The sequence below is a fragment of the Nostoc sp. genome (assembly GCF_036917095.1).
Classification (GTDB): Bacteria; Cyanobacteriota; Cyanobacteriia; order Cyanobacteriales; family Nostocaceae; genus Nostoc.
Genome location: NZ_JBALFH010000045.1, coordinates 182,977 through 207,205, shown reverse-complemented (window position 1 = coordinate 207,205; position 24,229 = coordinate 182,977). Strand labels below are relative to the sequence as shown.

20 protein-coding genes are annotated in these 24,229 nt (G+C 41.0%); 10 read left to right on the top strand and 10 right to left on the bottom strand.

Going from position 1 to position 24,229, the window contains the following annotated elements; all coding sequences use genetic code 11:
• Positions 1-14: 14 nt before the first annotated feature.
• From V7L01_RS29140 to V7L01_RS29115, 6 genes are all read right to left on the bottom strand, one after another.
• A complete protein-coding gene (locus V7L01_RS29140; protein WP_335041102.1) occupies positions 15-620 on the bottom strand; it encodes a DUF2231 domain-containing protein in 606 nt (201 codons plus the stop codon).
• Complete coding sequence (locus tag V7L01_RS29135; protein WP_335041099.1) at positions 617-1,111, bottom strand: DUF2231 domain-containing protein; 495 nt, start codon at positions 1,109-1,111, stop codon at positions 617-619. The genes V7L01_RS29140 and V7L01_RS29135 overlap by 4 nt, the downstream gene beginning before the upstream one ends.
• A gap of 1,455 nt (positions 1,112-2,566) precedes the next feature.
• Positions 2,567-3,313: a peptidylprolyl isomerase gene (locus V7L01_RS29130; RefSeq protein ID WP_335041096.1), complete on the bottom strand. Its 747-nt coding sequence runs from the start codon at positions 3,311-3,313 to the stop codon at positions 2,567-2,569.
• Positions 3,314-3,406: 93 nt separating this feature from the next.
• Positions 3,407-4,813 carry an HlyD family efflux transporter periplasmic adaptor subunit gene (locus V7L01_RS29125; RefSeq protein ID WP_335041094.1) on the bottom strand — a complete coding sequence of 469 codons (1,407 nt, stop codon included), beginning with the start codon at positions 4,811-4,813 and terminating at the stop codon, positions 3,407-3,409.
• A gap of 88 nt (positions 4,814-4,901) precedes the next feature.
• Positions 4,902-8,003 (bottom strand): peptidase domain-containing ABC transporter, encoded by a 3,102-nt coding sequence (locus tag V7L01_RS29120; protein ID WP_335041092.1) that lies wholly within the window; start codon positions 8,001-8,003, stop codon positions 4,902-4,904.
• 18 nt (positions 8,004-8,021) lie between these two features.
• Entirely contained in the window at positions 8,022-8,582 is a 561-nt protein-coding gene (locus V7L01_RS29115) for a helix-turn-helix domain-containing protein (RefSeq protein WP_335041090.1), read from the bottom strand.
• 459 nt (positions 8,583-9,041) lie between these two features.
• Here V7L01_RS29115 and V7L01_RS29110 point away from each other — a divergent pair, with 459 nt between their 5' ends.
• The 10 genes from V7L01_RS29110 to V7L01_RS29065 all read left to right on the top strand — a co-directional run bounded on the left by V7L01_RS29110 (position 9,042) and on the right by V7L01_RS29065 (position 15,347).
• Positions 9,042-9,236: a hypothetical protein gene (locus V7L01_RS29110; protein WP_335041087.1), complete on the top strand. Its 195-nt coding sequence runs from the start codon at positions 9,042-9,044 to the stop codon at positions 9,234-9,236.
• Positions 9,237-9,298: 62 nt separating this feature from the next.
• A complete protein-coding gene (locus V7L01_RS29105; protein WP_335041085.1) occupies positions 9,299-9,508 on the top strand; it encodes a hypothetical protein in 210 nt (69 codons plus the stop codon).
• Positions 9,509-9,617: 109 nt separating this feature from the next.
• Positions 9,618-9,836, top strand: a complete 219-nt coding sequence (locus V7L01_RS29100) for a hypothetical protein (protein ID WP_335041083.1) — start codon at positions 9,618-9,620, stop codon at positions 9,834-9,836.
• 65 nt (positions 9,837-9,901) lie between these two features.
• On the top strand, positions 9,902-10,150 hold the full coding sequence (locus V7L01_RS29095; RefSeq protein WP_335041081.1) for a hypothetical protein: 249 nt from the start codon (positions 9,902-9,904) through the stop codon (positions 10,148-10,150).
• A 61-nt stretch (positions 10,151-10,211) separates the two neighbouring features.
• A complete protein-coding gene (locus V7L01_RS29090) occupies positions 10,212-10,442 on the top strand; it encodes a hypothetical protein (RefSeq protein WP_335041079.1) in 231 nt (76 codons plus the stop codon).
• Positions 10,443-10,583: 141 nt separating this feature from the next.
• Complete coding sequence (locus V7L01_RS29085; protein ID WP_335041077.1) at positions 10,584-11,756, top strand: aminoglycoside phosphotransferase family protein; 1,173 nt, start codon at positions 10,584-10,586, stop codon at positions 11,754-11,756.
• Positions 11,757-11,781: 25 nt separating this feature from the next.
• Positions 11,782-12,885 carry a T3SS effector HopA1 family protein gene (locus V7L01_RS29080; protein WP_335041075.1) on the top strand — a complete coding sequence of 368 codons (1,104 nt, stop codon included), beginning with the start codon at positions 11,782-11,784 and terminating at the stop codon, positions 12,883-12,885.
• Entirely contained in the window at positions 12,882-13,895 is a 1,014-nt protein-coding gene (locus V7L01_RS29075; RefSeq protein ID WP_335041073.1) for an aldo/keto reductase, read from the top strand. The genes V7L01_RS29080 and V7L01_RS29075 overlap by 4 nt, the downstream gene beginning before the upstream one ends.
• A gap of 46 nt (positions 13,896-13,941) precedes the next feature.
• Positions 13,942-14,721, top strand: coding sequence for a peptidylprolyl isomerase (locus tag V7L01_RS29070; protein ID WP_335041071.1), 780 nt, complete (start codon positions 13,942-13,944; stop codon positions 14,719-14,721).
• Between the two features lie 281 nt (positions 14,722-15,002).
• Entirely contained in the window at positions 15,003-15,347 is a 345-nt protein-coding gene (locus V7L01_RS29065; RefSeq protein WP_335041069.1) for a hypothetical protein, read from the top strand.
• On the opposite strand, the gene V7L01_RS29060 is transcribed toward V7L01_RS29065, so the two are convergent.
• The 4 genes from V7L01_RS29060 to V7L01_RS29045 form a co-directional block, all read right to left on the bottom strand.
• Positions 15,310-20,595 carry an nSTAND1 domain-containing NTPase gene (locus tag V7L01_RS29060; RefSeq protein ID WP_335041066.1) on the bottom strand — a complete coding sequence of 1,762 codons (5,286 nt, stop codon included), beginning with the start codon at positions 20,593-20,595 and terminating at the stop codon, positions 15,310-15,312. The two genes, V7L01_RS29065 and V7L01_RS29060, sit on opposite strands and share 38 nt — an antisense overlap.
• 447 nt (positions 20,596-21,042) lie before the next feature.
• Complete coding sequence (locus tag V7L01_RS29055; protein ID WP_335041063.1) at positions 21,043-22,677, bottom strand: ATP-grasp domain-containing protein; 1,635 nt, start codon at positions 22,675-22,677, stop codon at positions 21,043-21,045.
• Positions 22,674-23,459, bottom strand: a complete 786-nt coding sequence (locus tag V7L01_RS29050) for a hypothetical protein (protein WP_335041061.1) — start codon at positions 23,457-23,459, stop codon at positions 22,674-22,676. The genes V7L01_RS29055 and V7L01_RS29050 overlap by 4 nt, the downstream gene beginning before the upstream one ends.
• Positions 23,460-23,549: 90 nt before the next feature.
• Entirely contained in the window at positions 23,550-23,978 is a 429-nt protein-coding gene (locus V7L01_RS29045) for a hypothetical protein (RefSeq protein WP_335041058.1), read from the bottom strand.
• Positions 23,979-24,229 lie beyond the last annotated feature (251 nt).

Below are 24,229 nucleotides of genomic sequence, written 5' to 3'. Positions count from 1 at the left end.
TACTTCCCGCTTGATTATTTAGGTAGTAAATTTGGGCTTCTACCTTCTTGGAGTAACTTCGCAGCAGTAACGTGAACTCCAAACTCTTCTCCCAATTGCGCTCCCAAAGTTCCGTGGACAAATAAGATGCCCAATATTGCAATACCTGCTAATAAGTAACTCCACTGCACTTGTCTAGAAGCATCCTTGCGCCAGCGATAGCGTTGCAAACCTCTCCATACAGTCATGGCAACGACGATCCCCAACAACGAAATGCCACCCAAACCATGCAAAAGCATCGTCCAACCAGCAGTTAACCCCCAAACGCTCTTTTGATCGACTGGTGGATTTGCTAGCAGTAGCTCGAAAAAACCAGCTGCAACGGTGAAAAAGGTGATAAAAGCTGCACCTATGAGGTTGTACCAGCCGACATCAAAGAAACCAGAACGGAGGGTAGCCAGACCTAAAAATTTGAAGATTGGTCGTTCTATAGGAAAAAGCGCTCCTGCAATATCAAAAATGATGGCAATAATCAGCAAAGCCAATGTTAGATGCACCAGTTGTGGATGTATAGGAATCTCATAAGGTAATCCGTTAGCATTCAGCCTCAATCTCAACTGGTCGATGAGTTGCGAGTTCATGGCAAAACTCCCTGCTTCATCCCTTGCACAACTGGCTCGATGTGTAACCCATACACCCAAACTAGCTTGCTTCCTAGATAGACTTGCAAGCACACTAAGCAGACTAAAAACGTTGCAGCACCAAGGTAAGCAGGCGGTACTTTGCGTGGGGTGCTGTTGCGAATCGCAAAACGCCAAGCTGTAATGCCAACGACAATAGCCGCCAGCGACCAACCCATCACTGTATGAAAATTCAGTGTTGGTTGAACTGCTGGGTAGATGTTCGCCAGACCTGCTTCAAACTGACCAAGAATCACCGCTAAAAAAATGGCTGCTGAGGCAACAAACATATTCCAGAAACTCACCTCATACAAACGCACGTTGCGGGTGAAATAGCCCAGCACATCGCACACAAAAGAAAAAAGCACCATCCCAATTACGAAGTGGACAACGATCGGGTGTAGAGGGTCAGGGTATGGTAAATTTTGGTTATTTAGAGACAGAGCAGGCATCGCTTTCTCCTTAGTGGGTCTAAATATCTAGATGCGTTGCATGGAATTGTCATCCACCTAATGCACCATTCATCTTGTCAATAATACTGCTGCTAACGCCGCAGCTAAACTTATTAAAAAACATTGAATATTTGCGATACGCTTTGATTTGGTAAATAGCTTTTTAAATAGAATATTTTTTCCATTTTTACTGTTTTTTATGAATTAGCTTTTTTCTACATCAAAACTTATTATACTAACCATAGTTTTAATTTATATCATATCTATTTTGACATTTATACAAGCCCCAAAATTGTTAGTTATTGTTGATTAGCTTGATTAATTTAGCTATTATCATATAGCCAATCCAAACACTTTAGAGATGGCTAAAAATGCCTTAAATCTTACATGCTTATCTTATTTTAGGTCATTTACATTGATTAACTAAGAATTTTACCTTAACTAGTAACCCAAGTTGGTCTGAATATACCATAAATCTTTCTTGAGATTGATATTAGCTTTAAAATTGCAATTTTGCAAATCTTAAAAAATAAAGACATACTATTGTCACAGAAATGACAAATAATGGAAATATTCGTCAGTCAAACAATATATTATTTATCTTTCTCTGGATAGATTATAAAAATAGTAGAGATTTTTTAAAATAAAAAGGCTTTTTGCTTTTTTAAGCAAGAATTGACCCATTTGACCATCTAAATTGCCAAGGTAATACTAACGCCCATAAGGCAAAAATATCATGCAAGTCTTCAGTTACTTACAACACATACAAGTTTTAAAAGTATCGAAAGAATTATGAGCTATTCCCCTTACATGCTCAAAGCGGTTCCTTAAAAAGAGTATTTTTCACAACTCAGATAGGATTGCTATAGCTCGCTGTTTAGCTTTATCAGGTGCAGGGCTATTTCATTCTCATCTAGCCTGCCTCAGAATAAATTCTAAGGCTAATAGCAAAAGTCGTCTAAAGACGACTAATAAAGGCTTTTAGTCCACTTTAGTGGAGTTGGGCTATTAGCTCGGAACTTTAGTTCTGGGCGGTTTATGTCTAGAACGAAATAGCCCTGGTGCAGGAGTAGCTATCAAATATCATTCTAAGGACACGTTTTGCCTACAGTGGGCAAAACGCTATTCCTGGAGAGTGCGTTGTAAGCGATCGCCAGAAAAAATAAATTGACTAAGCGATTTTCTGTTCTTCATCTTCAAGCCTTTTGAGATAAAAGTCTCTGGACGCGCTCCACACAAGCGTTTCAAATCCTCTAGCTTCAGGTTTTTTACCTGTTCATAGTTCAGTCACCAACACTAAACTCGCCGCCTGCAAATGAAATCATCGAAGTGACATCAGTCAAGGCCGAATGGCACTAAGAAAAGCTGAAATGTTTGTGATTTCAGCAGTTTGCAAAAGATTTCGTAACTTTGAAAAATTTAAATTACGCAGTCTATTAAACTGGTATTTTACGATTAATTCACCATAAAAACAGCGGAAGAACTAGAAATTAGCTCAATTTGTTGCTTTAACCATTCAGAAAACAAGTCTGAGAGAATTTTTAAGCGCAACATCTCGTCCAATTGTGGCTCGATGAGTTCCTCAACCAAAATCAGATGTGCCCCAATGGATGTCAATATTGGTTTGACAACTTGCGGTGGAGTTACCGCAAAGACAGCAGCAGAAATTTCTGGTTTCAAATCTGCACGGCTTAATATCCCTCGATATCCCCCTTTTCTGCGTAGTTCTGTATCTTGAATATATTGATGAGCAATTTCATGAAAACTCATCTCACCTTCAACCAATGCATAAAACATTTCTATAGCCAAATCGCAATCATCTAAAACCACTTCATACATAACTACCTGAGCATAATCAATCTGATGTTCTACAAAAAAAGGTTCAACTTTGTCTACAAACAGATATTGAGCTAATTTTGAAGAAATTACTGTGTAATAAACTAATTCTTCAAACTCGTCTAAAGATAAACTGTGTTTTTGTAGCCATGACCAAGTAACATCAGCACTAGTCAAATTATTCATCAAACGCAAGCTATCTGCCGCTTGCTGTAGTTCTACTGGCTCCACTTTAATACCAACCTCTTGTGCCGTATGAGAAATAATTTTGCGAGTAAGAATCCCTTCTATCACAGAAGGGATTTGGCATGAAAGCTTGATTTGGTTGAGAATTTCGTTTTGAGAAACAGTTGGCACTTCTAACATAGGAGAACTCCTTAGCGATCGATAAATTAAAGTTAAGTTTGGAAATATTAAAAATGAAACAGGAAAGAGTAACTTTTTGAAGTTTCCTTTGTTTTATAGTTTCAAACCGCCTTTTTGCAGCTTTTTAAATGGATCTAGTACAAAATCAACAATACGGCGCTGCCGAACAATTACCTCAGCAGTTGCGGTTTGACCAGGCGTTAAAGCAATACGTTTGTTTCCACTTTGAATATAAGTCTGTGGCACTGCAATTTCTAATTCAAAGTTTTCTATCTTACCTTGGGCAGTTTCCACAACTTTAGAGTCTGGTGAAATCCAGTGGAGTTTGCCTTCTATCACTCCATAATCCTGGAAAGGATAAGCATCAAATTTAATTTTCACTAGCATTCCTACACGCAGAAAACCACTTTCTTGACTAGGCATCTGTGCTCTGAATATTAGAGGTACTCCATTAGGTGCAATCTGAGTAACCATCTGCCCTGGTTGTACAACTGTTCCGGCGTTATTGATAGACAACTCAAAAATTGTGCCATCAATCGGAGCACGGAGTGTTTGCTGTTTTAATTGAAATTGCAAAGAATGAATTTGTGTTTTTGTTTGAGAAATTTCTGATTGTAAATCTACAACTTGAGCCTGGAGTTCTTTAAGTTGTTTCTGACTATCCAAAACAGCAAGCTCACCTGTGCGTCTAATACGTTGATTGGTGCTTTGTTGTTTGGCAATCTCGGTATTAGCCTGTTGAATATCTGATTGAGCTTGTTCTAAAAGTCTTTGACGCTCAAACATTACGCCTTCTATTTCTTCTAATTTACTCTTGGGAATAGCGCCCTTCTGTAAAAGATATCGATAACGTTGCACCTCATTCTTAGCTAATTTTATCCGACCGAATTCTAGGGCATATACTTGTTTGCTGGAACTAAACCTTTGCCGTATTTGGTCAAGTTGAGCAAGTTGTTCAGCTTCTTGAGCTTGATTTTGCAATTGCTGAGTGCGTAAAGATATTTCCAGTTGATTTTTTAATAACTGAAGCTGATTAACTCGGTTTTGTAGACCTTCAAGTTTTACCTGAGTTTGTTGCAGTTCAGTACGAGCTAATTCTGATTCCAATTCTAGCAAAATTTGCCCTGAAGCTACAGTTTGGCCTTCTTTTACCTTGATAGCTGTAACTTTTCCGGTAACGGGTGCATCTAATCTCACAGTTCTCCCTTGAGGTTCAAGTCGTCCTCTGGCGCTACCTGTTTCGTCTACTTTAGATAGCATTGCCCAAGGTAAGACGATCGCAGCAAATACTACTAGCCAATACAATAAGCCGCGTGTCCAAATCCGTGGTAAGGTATCAATTAGTTCTTTTGTTAAAGAAGACCAGTCTTCACTTAGAGGTGCATAGGATTTTGGCTCTCGTGAGGATAGTGTTTTTTTAGAGTCATTTAAGTCCAGTTGACTACTAGGTTTGTGACCGTTTTGATTGAATTGCTCTTGAGTAGTAAATTCATTTGGCATAATTGGTCATACCATTTTGGATTTCAAATATTGGATTTTTCTAGTTTCTAGCAAAGCTAAAGAACGAAACCTGAAGGGGCATTTTAGTTCAAATTGCTATGGTAAGTTGCTGTTGATTCAGGTAAAAGTAGTGACCGCGTTTAGCCATTAATTCATCGTGAGTTCCACTTTCAACCAAAAGGCCTCTATCTAGCACCAAAATTTTGTCAGCATTGCGTACTGTTGAAAGGCGATGAGCAATCACCAGCGTTGTTCTATCTTGAAGAATTTTGTTGAGGTTAGTCTGAATGATACGTTCAGATTCAGCGTCAAGACTGCTGGTGGCTTCATCTAAAATCAGCAGTTGGGGATTTCCGACAAGGGCACGGGCGATCGCTAGCCGTTGTCTTTGTCCGCCAGACAGGGTTCCTCCGCCCTCACCGATTTGTGTTTCATAGCCCATCGGTAATTCTTTAATAAATTCATGCGCCCCCGCTTGTTGCGCTGCTTCTATCACTTCTTCTAAAGTTGCTTCGGGATAACCTAGACTAATATTTTCCCGAATCGTACCACCAAAGAGAAAAGTATCTTGGTCAACCACACCAATTTGAGAACGGAGCGATCGCAATGAAAGGCTGCTTGTATCATAGCCGTCAATCAAAATCTTCCCTTCTGTGGGAGAATACAGCCCCAATACCAGCTTGGAAATGGTCGTTTTTCCCGAACCACTGCGCCCAACCAGTGCGATCGTTTGCCCTGGCTGCACTTCAAAACTAATATTTTCGAGTGTGTTGACATCGCTTTCTGGATGGTAACGGAAAGTCACTTTATCAAAGACAATGTAACCGCGAATTGGTGGCAAAGATTGCCGAGATGACGAGTGCAAATCTTCTTCTGGTTCAGCGTCAATTACATCATTGATACGTTCAACAGCAATCAGCACCTCTTGCAATTCATTCCATAGCAAAATCAGTCGCTGAAAAGGATTAATTACATTTCCCAGCAACATATTAAAAGCGACAAGTTGCCCAATCGTGAGTTCGTTTTGTATTACTTGCCATGCCCCAAACCACAGTAATGCTGTAGTGACTACAGCTTCAATGCCAGAGCTAAATATTTGCAGCGTGTTGCCAATTACTTGCCCAGAAAAGTTCTTTTTAATTGACTTACCAAAAAGTTCTTCCCAATGCCAGCGCACAGACTGCTCAACTGCCATAGATTTGACAGTGCGAATACCAGTGAGAGATTGAATCAAATAACCAGTTTCTTCGTTATAAGCACTAAAAATCTCACGAGAAACACGCTGTAAGAAGGGTGTAGCAACGAGTGCCAGTAATACGAATGGTGGCACAATTACTAACACAAGCAGTGCCATTTTCCAACTGTACCAGAACATCAATCCTACGTAGATGAATACTGTCAGTAAATCGAGAACTATAGAGAGTGCTTCACCTGTGAGGAAACGTTGAATCTTGCGGTTTTCTTGTACGCGAGAAATGATGTCTCCCACGTAACGGGACTCAAAATAGCTTAAGGGTAAGCGGAAGGTATGGCTAATAAAACCTACAATCAAGGCTAGATCCACTCGGTTAGCTGTGTGGTCTAGAAGGTATTGCCGCAGTCCAGTCATGGCGACTCGGAATAGGCTAAAGATGAGTAATCCTATCCCTACAGCTGTTAATGTCAGATCGCTGCGTTGTACAACTACTCGGTCTAACAATAGCTGAGTAAATAGCGGTGTAATTAGTCCAAAAATCTGAAGCAGGATGGAAGCGATGAATACTTCCAACAACACCAGCCAGTGAGGTTTAGCTAATTCAAAGAACTGCCAAAAAGGAGTGCTGGCTTCCTTTGCATCTTTAAGTAGGGCGGTAGGTTGTATTAATAAACTGTAGCCAGTCCAACCCGCTTTGAAGTCTGCATGAGAGAGGGTACGTTGACCAATAGCAGGGTCTGCAACGATAACGCGATCGCCTGTCACTTCGTAGACGACTATGTAGTGTCTTCCTTCCCAATGCACAATAGCGGGTAGGCTTTGTAAGGCAAGTTTGTCGAGACTGGCTTTTACAGGTCGAGTTGCAAAGCCAATACTTTCAGCCGCAGCAGCTAAACCTCGCAGGGATGCCCCATTGCGGTCAACATTGGCAATATCTCGCAATGTATTGATACTAAAATGCTTGCCCCAATAACGCCCAACCATCACTAAGCAAGCTGCACCACAGTCAGAGGCGCTTTGCTGTTCAAAGTATGGATATCGCCGGGTGATGTGTTGCCAAAAATGACCGATTTTTACTGTTGGGTTTGGGAAGTAAGCCTTACTGATTTTTTTTCGGGAACTTGAGTATTGGGAATTAGAAATTGGTGTTCGGGTATCCACGGCAGCCGCGTCAATTGGAACCCGCCTTCTTTGTCTTTGCATCCCCGTGTCTTCTTTCCTCGTCTTTCCATCTTCAAGCGGGGTGTCAGAGTTAATCAGTTCAGCCAGTTGTGGCTCTTTTGCGATCGCACTTTCCCAATCAGAACGACTGAGGCTGTAGATTTGGCTTGGTTGAGTCACTTGCCAGCTACGTTCTTTGGGTAACTGCTCAACAGCGTAAATATTTCCAACGGTAAGCTTGCATCCTGATGTGTGCAATAGTTCTCCTCGCCGCAGTAACCAAAGTTGCTGGCCTTTGAGTAGAGAAGATGGGAGTTTACCAATTTGGAGATTACGCTGTTCGAGTAATGGTAATATTTGCATCAATCCTTCTACAGGAGCATTGGCAAGGCAAGGAGTCTGACGACATAACACCAGTAGATCCCAAAGTACTGCTGAGGAGTGAAGATGCTCTGCGATTGAGGGATATTTGCGGATCAGCGATCGCAAACAATCTCCCGGAATATAGCAAACTTTGAGGTTTACCGAAGCTCTAGCAGTATAAGGCTGAAAGCCTGATGGAAACAGGGTTAGCTCACCAAATGATGCTCCCACACCCAATGAAGCGATTAAGTTATCTGTGCTATTGAGCAGCCTGGCTTTACCCGCCAGGATGATATAAATACCAACCGTAGCGTCTGATGTTTGCCAAAATAGTTTACCTGCATTTGGTTCTAGGATTTCAATTTGTTGAAAGCAATTTGAAAGTTCTTGTTCTGAAAGAGGTTGACCCAAGGTTTGGGTGAGTTGTTGACCTAGCTGTTGCTTTTGAAACGTAGATTTATTCTGAATCATAGCTTTCCAGGTGCACAATTAATTACTGGTTTTCATCAAACTGAATTGCCACGAGAAACTAGGTTGGACGTTCGATGGCAAATCGCCAATCTTAATGCCGGAACCTTGTTGAGTTGAGGAATATTTCTCAGTAGTGTTGTCTTTTGGTCGAGTAGAAAGCCCCATTTCCTTGAGCAAACGGTTGATGTGACAACTGCTAACCTTAATCCCCAGTTCCTTTGCCAAATGCTTGCTTAACCATTGCCCTGTCCAGCTTTGAAATGAATAGCCATACTCACGTGGACTATGGCTAGCCAGTTCTTGCAAACGAACAAGATATTGCTCATTCACGGTCTTAGGGCGACCCATCGGGCGATCGCTCCAATGGTGAGCTTGACCTGTTTGGGCCATAGTAATCCAGTGCCGCGCCGTCTCCTGAGAGCATCCTAAAGCTTCACAAATTTGAGTCTGAGATTGGCCTGCATCTGCCAACAACATAATTTCAATGCGACGGCGGTATTCTGGACGTAAATCTGTTTCTAGACTTTTCAATAGAAGCTTGCGCTGAAACGCTGTTAAATATAGACCTTGCTTGTCCACGGCAATTCCTCCTGGTATAACTTGCAATGCCCAGATAGAAATTAATCTGGATAATCTTTGAGAACCTCTGTTACTTCTCTGAATCAAAACTCCGGGAATTCCACAACTCGTTACAAAGCTTTACAATAATCTGGGAAACAGTCACAAGTGTTGCTTTTCAGGCTTTGGTGGTGTTACAGGGTAAAAACAGCACTATATACAACAAAAAACATAGCCTCAGTTTCAAATTGCCTAATTCGGAGTAATGACGCGTTACTGCACTGTAATTTTTCAGATAAAAGTACTTCTATTTTTGAATATTAAATATTTGAATAATTAAAACAGAACTCATTGAATTCTGCATAAACAAGAAGTTTTTCAGTCTTGAAATTATAGATTTAATCTCCGAAAATTGAAATGTGATTAAGCGATATAGAGCTAATCCAATTCAAAAAAACTTTATCTCAGACGAGAAATTCAATGGCTACTATCAATATTTCTGACTTGCGTCCTACTGGTTCTGAATTATTTTCTGACTCTGAAGGCTATATGGATGATTTAGTTGATAGTGAGATTGGCGCTATACAGGGTGGCTCTCTGATATTGGTTCGTGTAACTATTGGGATAACCATCGTTAGTGCAACGTTATTTCTTGGTCAAGGAGAAGCTAACTAAGCTGTAAAAAAGCAGTTTACAGCTAATTCCATTTCAAGCAATTTCATCCAAGAGGAAAAACAATGGCTACTATCAATATTTACGATTTGCGTCCCACTGGTTCTGATCTATTTTCTGATTCTGAAAGCTACATTAGTGAACTGGGTGATAGTGAACTTGATATTGTTAATGGTGGAATTCTAACTTCACCTGTTTGCGCTGCTATCGTTTCTAGGATCGTTAGTCCCCGCCTAACACGTCAGGTAGCACGTTATCTAACCAAGGGTAAATAGTCCCCACTTAACACGTCATCTAACTAAGTGATAAAACCATAGGCAGATCCAAAAGACTGCCTAGGTAGAACCAAGGCTAAACGCTATTTTTCCGATGAGGAAGAAAATTATGCCTAATATTGCAATTTCTGAATTGCATCCTGCTGGTTATGAATTGTTATCTGATTCTGAGTTCATCCACTACTTATCTGAAGAAGAACTCAACATTCAGGGTGGATTGATTTATCCGTTTAGTCCTTTGTGTGTTCCTGTTTCCAAACCATATGCCGAATTCGTACAAAACGTACAGCACTTAATACAGAAGTTACGCACAAACAGGAAAAGCTAACTACTTGTAACAAAGCAGTTTACAGCTAATTCCATTTCAATGAATTTCATTCAAGAGGAAAAACAATGGCTACTATCAATATTTACGATTTGCGTCCGACTGGTTCTGAACTATTTTCTGATTCTGAAGGCTATATGGATGATCTGGGTGACAGTGAATTTGAAAGTATCTACGGTGGTTTAACACCAGCGCTTGTGTGGTCTGCTGCTACTGCTGCTGCTCGAATTTCCTCAGCTAAATGTGCGGTTTCTGTAGGTGCAGGGATCGCTGCCGTAGGTGGTGCTGTTTCTGGCTGGATCACTGCCGGCAAATGATTAACTAAAGTCAACTAGCAACTGAGTTAATGAAGCAACGTATTGCTTGGAGAAATCTATCATGACAAACATTCTAATTAACGATCTGAATCTATCAGGATTTGCTCTGATTTCAGATGAAGAAAGCTATCTTAATGAAATCAACGATGATGAGTTGAATTTTACTTATGGTGGATTCACTCCTGTGGCGGCTGTAGTGAGTATCAGTCTGGCATTTTCTGCGGGCTATGAGGCATCTAAAGCTGCCAGGGAAATTCATGATAAGAATAAGGGGATAATAGCCTGGTTATAGACTGGGAAAAATAAAATGAAAGGGTGGGCACTGCCCACTTTTCATCATCTTTATTTTAAAAATATATTTTAAAATACTAATCGCTTTTTCAATGATATTTATTTGAGAATTACTTTTTAACCTTGATATTGAAGGAGACACATGACACTTGTATTAAGCTCTGAAAACGTTTTTAACTATTTAGCGACACAGAATATCTTTACTCAAGAAGAGGAAGATTTAAGCCAAGTCGAACTTAAATTTGCCAAAAACTTTAATTTATTACTGAGCTTGCAAGATGGCCGCCAACTCCTCGTTAAACAGGAGCGTCACAATCGCGAAGGGAAAACTGCTGGCGAATTTTTGAGTGAATGGCGAATTCATGAGTTTTTACAACAAACTCTTGAACTCAGCCATATTCGCCCATTGCTTTCAGAGGTTGTGCATTTTGATGCAGAGCATTCAGTCATTATTTTTAACTACTTGAATGATTATTGTGATTTAGCTGAATTTTACACAAAGGAGAATGTATTTCCGACTGCGATCGCAACTTCAATCGGCGCAACTTTAGCTACAATCCATCGTGCTACATTCAACTGTCAAAAGTATCAAGAATTTTTCTCGCAAACATCTGAGGATATATCTACTGAACAAGCTCTTAACTTTAATCTTGGGCTAGAACGGATTAGTCCTGAAGTTTTCGGTCGGGTTCCCGCAGACGCACTGAAATTCTTTGCACTCTATCAGCGATACGACAGCCTTGGGAAGGCGATCGCACAACTTGCCACTGAATTAGTGCCTTGCTGCCTAACGCATAATGACCTCAAGCTGAACAATATCCTCTTACATAGCAATTGGGAAGAAGTTCTGGAGCAATCAACTAACAGTGTCATTCGACTCATTGACTGGGAGCGAGGCGCTTGGGGAGATCCTGCATTTGACCTAGGAATGCTCATCGCTAGTTATTTACAACTCTGGCTCAATAGCTTAGTTGTGAGTAAATCTATTGATGTCGAAGAATCTCTGCGATTAGCTATGACACCGCTCGAACAGCTTCAACCTTCAATTGCAGCCTTGACTAAAACTTATTTGGCTAATTTTCCAGAAATTCTAGAGCATCGCCCTGATTTTTTGAAACGAGTCGTGCAATTTTCTGGTCTTGCATTGATTCAACAAATTCAGGCAATGCTTCAATACCAAAAATCCTTTGGCAATGCAGGTATCTGTATGCTTCAGGTTGCTAAAACTTTATTATGTCGCCCTGAACAATCAATCCCAACTGTTTTTAGAGTGGCAGAATCTGAACTCACTCACCGAAGCCATTCTCTTGCTTAAGTATTTTTATTGACACTAAAATATAATGCAATTACTGAATTCTCTTCCAACCCAACTGCTAACTTCTGTACCAAATCGAGTGCTGGATTCTCTTCAAGATATTGCTAATCATGTTCAAATCCAGTCGAATTTTTGTATTAGCCATCCAGCTTACAAACCTTTTGAAATTCCTGCCGAGGTAGTAACTCGTTTTCAACGAATACCTTCGGATCTCCAGAATAAGTATCTGAGTCTACAACTGCAAAGTTTTCTCTACGGCATCTATTACAACGGCTCTATGCAAGCTGCCCTGGCAGCAGATGCAAGTTCAGATAACCTAGCACTGCATCAGAATCTAGAGAACAATACTTTTCTAGGAGTAGATGTAGAGTTTTACGATCGCCTGCATAAAAGCAATACCGGAGAAGGCTACTTTGACCCAGGTTGGCAGGTGTTGCGGCAAGAATCTGATAATAGCCTCGCCGTGAAAAAGGGTGGTTTGACTTTACATATTGAACGCGATCGCCATTTACAACCTACCGAACAATCAGCATCTGTAGGCAATTTAGTGGCTATCCGTATGCCTCGTAATCTAGTTCAAAACGGGTTTTACATGGCTGTTAGCGATGCCGGCCCAGACACTCATCCTCAGACAGTTAGAGTTTACTTTAACTTGACACCTGAAGGTGCGATCGCACTCATGGAAAGCCTGACACGGCAATTAAACCAAATCAGAATTCCTTTCGCCTTTAAAGTCCTATACAACCCTTCTGATTACGGACGCTATGACAGTGGGGTTCTGTACTTTGAGAAAAGCAATTATCAAGCAATCCGACAAGTGCTAAAAAGCGTTTATGCAGAAAAGCAATTGCATTTTCGCACAGAAGTACCCCTATTTACAAAGTTACTTGCGCCTGGACTTGCTTTAGCAGAAGAACCAGATTGCAAATTTGCTGCTGTAGAAAGTTTTGGCATGAATCGTTGTCAAATTGTTGCCAATGGCTTGCTGTCAGCTAGACAGAAAGGCGATGAATCTCCAGAAACTCGGATGGCATTTATCCGCCAACACTTCTCTGTTTTAGAGATTGACTGGCAGCGTGCCTACCTCAATGCCAACTCTGAAGACATCTACACCCCGTTAAATCTATGAAACTAACCGATCTCGCGCCGCCAGCAGTCTCAGCAAGCGAAGTTGCCCGTGCAGCAGAGAAATTCCCTGAGTCGGATTTACCGTTTTACCGTAAACTGGGGCGGACTGATTTAACGGTCAGCTGTCTCGGTCTAGGTGGCGGCGGTAGCATCTCCAGCGAAGATACACTTTACGCTTTTGACAGAGGAATTAACTACTTTTTCTACTCTAGCGACTTACACCACTATATCTACAGTCCGATGTCTGGAGCATTGCGCCAGCTTTGTGGACGTGGTTCCTCGGTGCGAGAGAAAGTAGTGCTGGCAACTGTGACTTATATCAAAAGTCCAGAAATGGCACTTGCCGCTTTATTAGATCAGTTCGTGGAACTGGGAATTGACTACATTGATGTGTTGTTTTGGGGCTGGATTGGGTCGAATGATGGGTCAGCTTTACAAGATTGCTTGCAGCTTACTCCCGATTTAAGAGGGCCTAATAGCGTTTATCAGCGTGCTATTGAAAGAATGCTTGGCACTTCAGAAAGACTCAAGAACATGGGAGCCGTCCGCTATATCGGTGCATCGTTCCACGATATCAATTTAGCGCAACAGTGGTTGGATAGCGACCTGTTAGATGTGGTAATGGTTAGGCACAATGTCGCTCATCGGTCTGCTCAGAGTCAGATATTTAATCAATTGAATGTCCAAGACCCTTCTCGACCAGGTATTGTCACCTTCAAGTCTACAGGTTCTCATTCAGGCGCACTCTGGGATGTTCCAGTTGGTTTACCAGAAAAATGCTGGCGGCCTACTGTTCCTGACTTATACCGATACTCGTTAACACAGAAGTGTGTCGATGTTTGCTTAACAGGTTTGACTCGGCGCGAAGAAATTGATGCAGCGATCGCAGGCATTGAACGAGGTAAACTAACGGCATCTGAAGTTGAATATCTAAATCTTTACGGTGATTTACATCGTAATAAACTGGCAGTTCCCGAAATTACCTCTGAAAAACTGATTTATCGCAACTAATCAGCAACAATCTCACCCAAATCAATTTTCATAGGAGAACAAAACCATGACAGAAACTTTGGAAAATACACAATTAGAGTCCGTTCAGGAATTTGTGCTGCCAGAAATTACCCAAGCAACCGATGTAGATGTGATTGCTTACCTGCGCTCTTCTCACAAAATAGCTGAATATGCAGTTTTAGCTGAACAGGATGCATTTATTTTAAATGTTTGCCAACGGTTTGGTTTGACCGTTACTGATGATGAATTGCAGACAGCCGGAGATGCATTTCGACTCGAACACAAATTAATAGGAGTTTCTGAAACCTTAACTTGGCTACAACAACAGCGAATTAGTGTAGAAGATTGGTCTAGGGGTATCAGATTAGAATTACTTAAAAATAAGTTAAAAGAATATCTGTTTGGAGATGCTGTTGATGCTAATTATTTGAGTAATCGTCAACATTATCAACGTGTTGCCCTATCTCAGATTCTAGTCAGCGACCTAACAGACGCGAGTAAAGTAACTTACGCAATTCAAGAATCAAATGTTTCCTTTTGTGCTTTAGCACTAGAATACTCCAAGGGTAAACAGTCTAAACAAAATGGTGGCTTTGTTGGTGTTCACTTTCTATCAGAATTAATGCCAGAGATTGTACAAGCTATTTCTCAAGCAAAAGAAGGCGAGGTGATTGGGCCAATACAAACAAAACTGGGTTATCACATTCTCAGAATTGAGAAGCGGTTCCCTAGTGACTTCAGTGAAAGCCGAGAGCAAGTCTTAAAATCCCTCTTTCAAAATTGGCTAGCAAATACTACCTCTATGCGTACTGAACAGCATCAATAGTTTTTAAGGCTATTTATGTAAAATCAATAACTTGATAGACCGATTGTACTTAGAGAATTCCAGAAGCGGCGATCGCTTTAACTATATTAATGGACATAAGTTCTGGAAACACTACTCAGAAAACTGCATAAAAACACTCAACTGGATCTATTAAGTCACTGAAGGGTTTTAAACCCATAATCTGGAATGCTGCTGTTTGCGTTTGTAGCTAAGTATCTACAGAGGTACAGGCTCCCTAGTAGTTCAGCTGAAAGTATATATTAAAAGGAAAAAGGCTTGATATGCAAAAGCAAATTTTGGGTTTAGCGATCGCATTACCAACGATATTATTCACTGCATTACCTACTTTGGCAAATCCTGTACAACTTATTACACCCAAAGTTGGTAATTTACAACCAGTTCTGGTACAAGGGGAGTTTCAAACTCCTGTAATTGAGAATCAACTCAGGAACCCAGGAGATGACCAATCACCAGGGCCAACCGGTGGGAACTCGCCGATAAAAGGCCCAGGGCCCAGACCTCCCCGCAGAGATACATTGTTGCAAAACCTGGGTACAGGTTTACAAAATACGATCAATTCTAGCTCCGTCAATCTGAACATAGAGAAACCCGTTCTTGGTCGCTAATATTCGGGTTAGTTTTGAGATAATCCTTTAGCAAATGACAACTGCGAATCAGTAGATTGTCTAAATCTTGGGTTTGCAATTCTGTGCTCAGAAGACGCCAAAGTTTAGCTGTACCATCAAAACTGGCAGAAGCCAAAAATTTCCCATCAGGGCTAAAACTGACGCTCAATACTGCATCAGTATGACCTGGAAGAGTTTTGAGTTCTCTGCCATCACGGTTCCAAAGTTTGATGCTTCCATCACCGCTAGCTGAGGCGATCATTTTGCCATCAGGACTAAAGCTAACGCTGTAGACGCCATCAGTATGTCCTGTAAGAGTTTGTAGTAAAGTTCCATTGCTGACTTGCCAGAGTTTGATAGTTTTATCAGCACTAGCCGAGGCGAGTACTTGACCATCAGGACTAAAACTGATGGCGTTGACAGCATTAGTATGTCCTGGCAAATTATACAGTAACTTGCCATCCTTAACTCTCCAAAGCAAAACTTTGTTATCCCTACCAGCTGAGGCTAATACTTGACCATCAGGGCTGAAACGAACGCTCAAAACTTCAGCCGTGTGTCCTTGGAGAGTTTTAATTAAAGCTTTTCTTTGAATATTCCAAAGTTTAATGGTCATATCAGCACTGGCGCTTGCCAGAATTTGACTATTAGGGCTAAAGCTGAGACTATTGACATTGCTGCGATGACCCTGGAGGGTTTTAATCATATAGCCGTCACGAGTCCGCCAAAGTTTAATGTAATGGTCAAGACTCGCTGAGGCTAATGTCTCGCCGTCAGGACTGAAGGCTAAACCGTAGACTTCATCGCTGTGTCCATAAACTGAAGTACTATGACCTTCCAGAGTTTGGCGCAAAGTTCCGTCACGAGTTCGCCAAAGTTTGATCGTAGTATCAAGACCTGCGGTGGCTAGAGTTTGCCCATCGGGGCTAAAACTCACACTATAGAGTTGACCTTGATATCCTGTGAGAGTTTTGAATAAAGGATTATCTCGCTGCCAAAGTCTAACAGTTTTATCAGCGCCAGCCGAAACTAAAGTTTGGTCATCTGGGCTAAAACTGACGCTATAGACTGCAATGCTATGTCCTAGTAAAGTTTGGCGTAAAAAGCCGTCCTTAGAACTCCAAAGTTTGATTGTGCTATCAGCGCTGGTGGAAGCTAAGGTTTGACCATCATGGCTGAAGTTGACGCTGAGAACTCCTGCATTGTGCGCTGCAATAATTTTTAGCAGGGTACCATCTCTGCGCCAGAGTCTCACGGTTTTATCTTCACTGGCTGAAGCTATTTGACCATCGGGGCTAAAAGCGACACTGGAAACTCCGGCGCTATGCCCAAGTAGAGTTTTTTGCAACAATCCATCGCTAACCCTCCAAAGTTTAACAGTCTTATCTGCACTAGCGATCGCCAAAGTTTCACCATCAGGGCTAAAACTGACACTATTAACAAAATCTTTATAACCACTAAAAGTTCTCAGCAAATGACCATCGCTAACTTGCCAAATTTTAGCAGTGCGATCGGCGCTACCAGTGGCGATCGTCTTACCGTTGGCAGACCAAGATAAACTCAGAACTTCCGCAGTATGACCTTTTAGTGTTCTAATTAAACCACCGTCGCTAGTTCTCCACAGCTTGACGGTGCGATCGAAACTAGCAGTTGCGATCGTTTGACCATCTGGGCTGAAACTGACACTCCGCACAATATCAGTATGCCCTGTTAATGTTCGTAACTTTGTGCCATCCCGTCCCCAAATTATGGCCGTTTTGTCGTTGCTAGCCGATACAATTGTTTTGCCGTCAGGACTGAAACTCACGCTCGATACTTCAGCACTATGCCCTTCCAAACGGTTGCGTTCTTGGGTTCCAGAAATTACTTGTTGTAAAACATTGAGAGTCTGAGTTTGCAACTCGGCTGGTGCGCCAAAAGTGTTTTTTAGCTGTTTACCTGCTTTGACGCTGGCAATTAACGCTTCTAGCTGCTGATGTGATAAAAGATTAGCTTGAGATGAGGCATTTAATGCTTCAATTTCTCGCAATTGAGCTGCTTGGGATTTCCAATAGGCTAAAGAGCCAAAACAGACTGCCGCTAATCCCAAAACACTGAGTGCAACTACAGCCCTTTGGGCTTGCTTGAGTCTTCTTTTCTCTTGTTGTTGCTGTTGTTTTCTTTGTACTAAACAAGCTTCAATAAACCGTTGTACATCAGCAGAAAGTTCGTCGGTATATTTAATATAGATATCTTCTGCCTCTGCTAGTCGCACTCCTTGCAACAAAAAATCAGCTTGCTGACTACGTTGCAGCCACAATTGGGAAGCCTGTTCAATTTGCCTTTGTTTTCGCAAGCGATCGCGATTTTCTTCTAACCACCAGCGTAAAGTTGACCAATGACGGATGAGGATTTCATGGGCGACTTCTACTGTGATGGGAGAAGGGGAGAAGGGGAGCAGGGGAGCAGGGGAGGCAGAGGGGCAGGGGAGCAGAGGGGCAGGGGAGGCAGGGGGAGAAATGTTTTCTGGTTCTCCTTGTCTACTTTGTCCTTTTGTTACTTCTTCTTCTAAATTCATCACCACTAACTTGGCAGCAGTTAGGGCGTTGAGGGTTTTTTCTACCAATGCGGCGGGATATTTTTTGACTATTAACTCTGATTTATGTACCCGTCTGCGGGTATCTTCTGTACCCTCACCTAGTTGCGTCAAGGATAAAAAAATCCATTTAGCACACTCTCGCATTTGGGCATCTAAACTTTCGTAAACAGCCTGAGACGATCGCTCTAATGCTCCTTGAATTCCGCCTAGTTGCTCTTGATAGGTTTGTAAAGTCAACTCACCAGCAACTCGATATTGCCATAATTGCTCTAAAACAAATTCTAATAACGGTAAATCTCCTGGCGAGTGATTTAGCTCCCGCAACAATACTTCCACCAGTTCTGGTTCTACTTTTAACCCGACTTGTTGAGCCGGGTTAAGAATCACCCGCCGATAATCATCCAAACTTAGCTTCGGTGGAACTAACACACTCAAATCCTGCAAAGCTTTAGCCAGTGCTGGTACTTCTAAACAGGAGGCAATAAAGTCTGCCCGTAAAGTAATAATTAATTTGAAGCGATCGCCAGCATATTGCACCGCTCCCAGCAATAATTCTAAAAATAGCTCTCTGTCTGCGGTTGCAGCTAGAGTAAAGAGTTCCTCAAACTGATCTACCACTAGCACCACAACTCGATGCGGTTGGTTGCGTATCCAGTAAACAAATCCCTCTACCCCTTGGTGAAATATTCCCTCTAACAAGAGATAGGGGGATTGGGGACTGGTGATTGGGGACTGGTGATTGGCAAAAGGGTAAGAATAATTCTTTTGCTCCCCCTGCTCCTCTGCCCCTCTGCCCCTCTGCCCCTCTGCCCCTCTGCTCCCCTGCCCCTCCGCTCCCCCAAGCCGCCGCGCTAAAGCTTCCAGAGGATTTCCCCCTGGACGAATACTTCTAATCCACCATTGTTCGCTGCTGGGTATTTGTTTGCCCAATCGCAGTTGGGGAATTACACCAGCTTGCACAATTGAAGATTTGCCGCTTCCAGAAGCACCGATGACGGCTAGAAAAGAGCGATCGCGTAGTTGGTGAATTAACTGCTGAGTTAAAGCTTCTCTGCCGTAAAAATATTGACTATCTTCTTCCAAAAAAGCATTTAGTCCCATATATGGGCATACCCCCAAATCCAATCCTGTGGCTGGTTCTGATGTGTTCGTGTAAGTTTTTGCTTGGAGAATTTCTATAATGCCTTGCGTGCCTGATAGCCAGATGTAAAGAGGAACACCGCTACCTGCCAAGGATAATTGTAGTTGAGCGATCGCCCCGGCGGCTGAGAGTCCATCTGTATGTGTTGCCGCCATCAAAGTATCAAGAAATTTTTGGGCAAAGCGTTCTGGTTCCTCAGCAGGTGAGGCGTAGGCGATTAAACATTGTCCTTGGTGGGAGTCAATGTGCAAATCTTCTACCCAATTTTGCAAGGATGTATTAGCTACAGGACAATCGAGGATAATAATTTGTTGAGCGGTACAGAGGCGTAGCTGTTGTTTCAACCAGGAACGCTTGATGCGGATATTTTCTCCCAGCAATAACCATTCGCCTGCGTCGGTTTCTTCAATTCGTCCCCGCAGATAAAGGAGAATCACTTCTGATGCTGGTTTTTGTAAATGACGAGCGATCGCTTCTTTGATGCGATCGGCAGATACTTTTGTTGCTGGCAAATACTCTAGTGCAAAATCTCCAGTACTTCCGAGAAATTTGCTAATATCTAGTGTTATTTTGCTGACTGATAATCCCTCTACTACTATTCCTATCCGGCGATGCACTCCAAGAGTTGCCTGGGTTAATCTTTTCCCTACAATTAGTTCCCCAACTCCCTCAACAATTCGTTTAGGAGTTTGCAACGGATATTCTCGAAAAAGTTGAGTTTCTCCTTTAGTTTTTTTCTGCTGATTAATCAGCCGCAATTGTTGATTACTTTTATCTATATATTGGAGAGTTTGATGATATACATATCGATACAAATTATCTACATAAATTAAGCCTTGGCTATCTGCTGCCTCACCTTGCAATCCTTTCATTAAATAATAAGTAAACACCCCATGTCCCAATTCGGGAAACTCCCAAGATTGCTGGTTAGCATCACAGGAAAGCAAGGCATAAAAACCTTTACTTTTAGCAGCACGCTGCTGTAATACTTCAACCATTTTTGGTGTAGCATTCAGCAATGATTCTATTGTTGTACCTCTGAGTGTCATACCGCCACTATGACAAGCATCTAGCCAAACAAGCTGATTTTGCGCTCCGCTATTACCCAACAACAGCAAAAGTTCTTGCAAAGCTAAAGCTGTGTTTTGAAGATGAGATTTTTCAGTATCTGCCAAACACAAAAATGCTTGCTGCGTGTTTGGTTCTACAATTCCATGTCCAGAAAAATAAAATAGAATAGTATCAATAGGTTGAGCCGCAGTGGTAATTTGCCGCAGACTAGCACGGATGTTTTCTAAAGATGGTGGTTGCGGTGCAAAATCATGGTGTATTGTTACCTCTGTTTGAGTAAATTGTGCAGATGCATCTACCAATGCTTCTGCTAAACCCTGACAATCTACTGTTGAATAACTCAGGCTGGGTAATCCGTCATCTTGATATTGATTGACTCCCACCAAGATTAGCCATAGCTTAGGAGTTGCAGTTTGTTTGACTGAAGTTGAGCGACTAGCGATCCCAATTGGTGGCATTATAGTAGTCCTAAATGCGTTGTAAACAAGGCTGACTTTTCACATTATGTGGAAAAGCCAACGATTAACCTAACCCCCTAACCCCCTTCCCGACGCGGGAAGGGGGAAAATTCAAAGTCTCTCTCCTAAAAGGAGAGAGATTTAGAGAGAGGTTTTCCAGATACCGTGAAAAGTCAGGTAAACAAGGTAGATACTGTTGTAACTTAGGAAAATAAAATTGTTGATAATTATTCAAGAAGCTAAATAACCGCTTAACAACAGCAAAATATTTGCAAAGATGCCAAAATTTGATCAAAAAGTCTTTCATTCCTAACGATTTGTGACTTATACTTTAGGATAAAACTACAACTCAGATAAGATTGCTATACAAAATTAATAATAACTGAATTGCAATCCTAAACCGATAAATTTTCTATACAAACACTTGTCGGATGTTGGGGTGTCGTATTACCAGTAAAGTAACCATTGACCATCGCAAAACAATCCATGACCTTGCAGAGTTATTCTTTCATCGTCAGGATAAATACAAGTAGTTGGTGCAATCTGATGAAGTGTGTGTCCACTGTGCAAGACAATTTCACCAACTTTGTAATCATGAAAAGTTTTGGTTCTAAATCGTTTAAGAATCTCTACATCACCTGCGATCGCTTGACTATAATCATTTATATAGTTAAAATCCCAAACATTCAACCCACCCCCACTTTTAGGCAGTTTAATTGGTAAAGTAAAGGATATTGTGTTTACAGTATCGAGTTTATCTTCATCCCATTTCAGGTTTCGGTATTGCAAATCGAAGTGTGTGGTAGCATTTGGTTTCGTGATCAGATTAGAATCTTGCCAAATATGAAAACCGGGCAACGCTGCATCTGGTTTATACATTACAGGGTTTTTAAGCGTCTGCTCTAAATATTCTTTGATTAACTTATAAAGCCAACCTAAGTGTAGTTCTAGAATTAGATTATATTCATGAGCTATAGTATAATAATCCTTAGAAAAATTAGGTTGATTTAAAAAATCTAAGTAACTAGCTGTGCCTAAAGTATAGAAAAACTTTGGGGAGTTTCCTCGTTTTATCCATAATTCTCTTAAACTATGAATTACAGAACAAATATCATTACACTGTTCAAATGTCACAATTTGTTCTGAGAAAATTTCATCACTCGAATCTGTACACCAACTAATACTATTTCCTGTAATATCTTCTGTAATCAAAGCTAATAGCGAGTCTGTGATTTTCCCATCTGCCCGAATATCATATCCATCGTATCCCGGCATTGGATTAACTTCTAAACACCAGTACTCTAGAGAGTCAGTAACTTTAAAATCCCAACCTGCAAACTTTAACCCCAACGCAGCTGTTGCATTAATAATTTTTTGGTGTAAAGCTTCTGGTAACTCCCACTCAATATACTCAGCTTCTTCATGAAAATTGCGATAGTCTACCTGTGGACATTTTATCAATTCTGCGTGAACTCTATTACCCACTACATGCGCCCGCACATCAGCGCCCTTTATATATCTTTGCAAATGAACTGGGCCAGCGTCTGGGTGGAAATCGAGAAACTCCTCTGATTTTACCAGTCTACTATCGGCACGAACACCCGATGTTGTCTTAACAATTGTTAATCCAGCGTTAGCAAACTCAGCTAGAACTTCTGGATTGGAACTAGTAAAGCTATCAGCAACTTGAAAACCTAAAGATTTTAGATGAAATTCATGAAGCGGTTTTGAGAAATTATTTGCACCAGCACCAGGACGATTAATTACGTTACCGGGAATATGTTCTAGCCAACAGCAAAGTGCAGCAAGAAGACTTTTCCATCGCATCGCATCTTGTACATCTGATTGTACGGTTGAAAGGTCAATCAAGCGACAATAATAAGAACCATGAGGATTTAATAGATACTTTTGGCTAGAACAACTTATCCAGCTTTGATTATCATCGGGTAATGCTAGTCTCCAATCTCCATTTTGAATCACTTCGCGTAAATTAATTACTTGGACTTCGGCACCACGAGATTCAGCATAGTTAACAAAATGACAAAAAGTACGATCTGAATCAAGACCAATTGCATAAATCATGAGAAAATAGTCTCCAAAAGTGCGGGAGCAAAATCTGACCAAACAAACTGTATTTCTTCCAGCGATGGATAAGGGTTAATACGAGCAATATTGGCACTCTCTAGGTTGCTATCAATACTCCAAGTTACAGTGCCAAATACCAAATCTAAATTTCTCAGCAGCGAAATACTTTTTTCTTCTAGCTGCAAATGTTCTAGAGATGTATTGGTGCAACGCCATGCTTTATCTTCTAAAACAACAACAATTTCATATTCCAGGTTAGCCGAAACCCAACTTGCGCGAAATGGCCCCACCCCTTCAGGGATTTCTGGATATGCAGCAGTATTATAAGTAGTTAAATCTTGGAGATACCATTGTTTATCGAGTAATGCTTGCGGTGATGGTGGAACTTGCGAAGAGAATACTTCTAAATTGCTAGTATAACCAGCCTTTAATTTAGTCAAGTTAGAAGAATATGATAAATTACCCCAAAGACTGTTTGCAGTTGGACGATTAATTACTGGTGATTTAGATAATGTCATCGCTGCCCATAAAGTAGCAAGACACTCATCATAAATAAAAGAATCATCAAAACTAGTGCGAATGGGCATCTGTGGCGGAATTCGTAAAATAACGGGGATTTCTGGTGTAATATCTGGTTTTTCAGAAGTAACACTGATAGAAAACATTCTTGCAGCATTGCAAACATCTAAAACTGCACTCGTATAACCTTTTTCTCTAACCAATTCGTTAACTGCTTGGCAAAAAATGTCATCACTTGAACCAATAATTAATAAATCCATAATATTTAGTCCATCATTTTTCTCATCGGAGGCTTAGATTCCCGACTTTTTGAAGAAGTCGAGAATCTGTTTTTTCACAATCTCTATTCTTTAGAAGATTGGCTTGTTAACTTTAATTAAAGTTTGAGGACGCACATTTTGTAGTACAGGAATTTTCAGTTGCTCTGCTGGTAAAATAACTGGATTAACTCTATCTATAAGACCACCACCACAGTTACCACTTTCGCAAGTCTCTTTACTATCCTTACCTTTATCACTAGCATCTTTGCCTTTATCGCTGGATTCTTTTGTTTTACCACCGTCAGTGTCTAATACACTATTCAACGGTCGTTGGTTCAAATTATGAAGAGTATCGCGACGGACAGCATTGCTAATAAAAGGTTTATTGGATATGCTAGTATGAGAATTTACTAAATCTGGGATAGATTCAGCTTTAGCTACAGTACTAATAATTGAACTAGCAATTGCTAAACCCATTACTAATGCTAAACGTGTAGAAGTTGAACTTGTAATTTTCATTCTGATTCTCCTTGAAGTTTATTTCTTGTTTTTATTACTGTGACTGAATTTGTCAAGTTTGAAAGGCTACTTACGTTTCAGCTTTTTCACCTTTCACTTAACCAATAGGTTTACTTTGATTTTTTTATGCAGTCTTTGGAAATTTTTTGAGAATTTTATCAAAGTTCTTTTCCTGGAACAATTCAATTTGACTGTAAACATAAAAACCCCACATAAGTGAGGTTTAATACTTGAATTTTCTAACGGTAATT

Excerpts from the sequence above, each read along its gene's own strand:
- V7L01_RS29140 (WP_335041102.1), bottom strand. The coding sequence starts at position 620 with ATGAACTCGCAACTCATCGACCAGTTGAGATTGAGGCTGAATGCTAAC.
- V7L01_RS29135 (WP_335041099.1), bottom strand. The coding sequence starts at position 1,111 with ATGCCTGCTCTGTCTCTAAATAACCAAAATTTACCATACCCTGACCCT.
- V7L01_RS29130 (WP_335041096.1), bottom strand. The coding sequence starts at position 3,313 with ATGTTAGAAGTGCCAACTGTTTCTCAAAACGAAATTCTCAACCAAATC.
- V7L01_RS29125 (WP_335041094.1), bottom strand. The coding sequence starts at position 4,813 with ATGCCAAATGAATTTACTACTCAAGAGCAATTCAATCAAAACGGTCAC.
- V7L01_RS29120 (WP_335041092.1), bottom strand. The coding sequence starts at position 8,003 with ATGATTCAGAATAAATCTACGTTTCAAAAGCAACAGCTAGGTCAACAA.
- V7L01_RS29110 (WP_335041087.1), top strand. The coding sequence starts at position 9,042 with ATGGCTACTATCAATATTTCTGACTTGCGTCCTACTGGTTCTGAATTA.
- V7L01_RS29105 (WP_335041085.1), top strand. The coding sequence starts at position 9,299 with ATGGCTACTATCAATATTTACGATTTGCGTCCCACTGGTTCTGATCTA.
- V7L01_RS29100 (WP_335041083.1), top strand. The coding sequence starts at position 9,618 with ATGCCTAATATTGCAATTTCTGAATTGCATCCTGCTGGTTATGAATTG.
- V7L01_RS29095 (WP_335041081.1), top strand. The coding sequence starts at position 9,902 with ATGGCTACTATCAATATTTACGATTTGCGTCCGACTGGTTCTGAACTA.
- V7L01_RS29090 (WP_335041079.1), top strand. The coding sequence starts at position 10,212 with ATGACAAACATTCTAATTAACGATCTGAATCTATCAGGATTTGCTCTG.
- V7L01_RS29085 (WP_335041077.1), top strand. The coding sequence starts at position 10,584 with ATGACACTTGTATTAAGCTCTGAAAACGTTTTTAACTATTTAGCGACA.
- V7L01_RS29080 (WP_335041075.1), top strand. The coding sequence starts at position 11,782 with ATGCAATTACTGAATTCTCTTCCAACCCAACTGCTAACTTCTGTACCA.
- V7L01_RS29075 (WP_335041073.1), top strand. The coding sequence starts at position 12,882 with ATGAAACTAACCGATCTCGCGCCGCCAGCAGTCTCAGCAAGCGAAGTT.
- V7L01_RS29070 (WP_335041071.1), top strand. The coding sequence starts at position 13,942 with ATGACAGAAACTTTGGAAAATACACAATTAGAGTCCGTTCAGGAATTT.
- V7L01_RS29065 (WP_335041069.1), top strand. The coding sequence starts at position 15,003 with ATGCAAAAGCAAATTTTGGGTTTAGCGATCGCATTACCAACGATATTA.
- V7L01_RS29060 (WP_335041066.1), bottom strand. The coding sequence starts at position 20,595 with ATGCCACCAATTGGGATCGCTAGTCGCTCAACTTCAGTCAAACAAACT.
- V7L01_RS29055 (WP_335041063.1), bottom strand. The coding sequence starts at position 22,677 with ATGATTTATGCAATTGGTCTTGATTCAGATCGTACTTTTTGTCATTTT.
- V7L01_RS29050 (WP_335041061.1), bottom strand. The coding sequence starts at position 23,459 with ATGGATTTATTAATTATTGGTTCAAGTGATGACATTTTTTGCCAAGCA.
- V7L01_RS29045 (WP_335041058.1), bottom strand. The coding sequence starts at position 23,978 with ATGAAAATTACAAGTTCAACTTCTACACGTTTAGCATTAGTAATGGGT.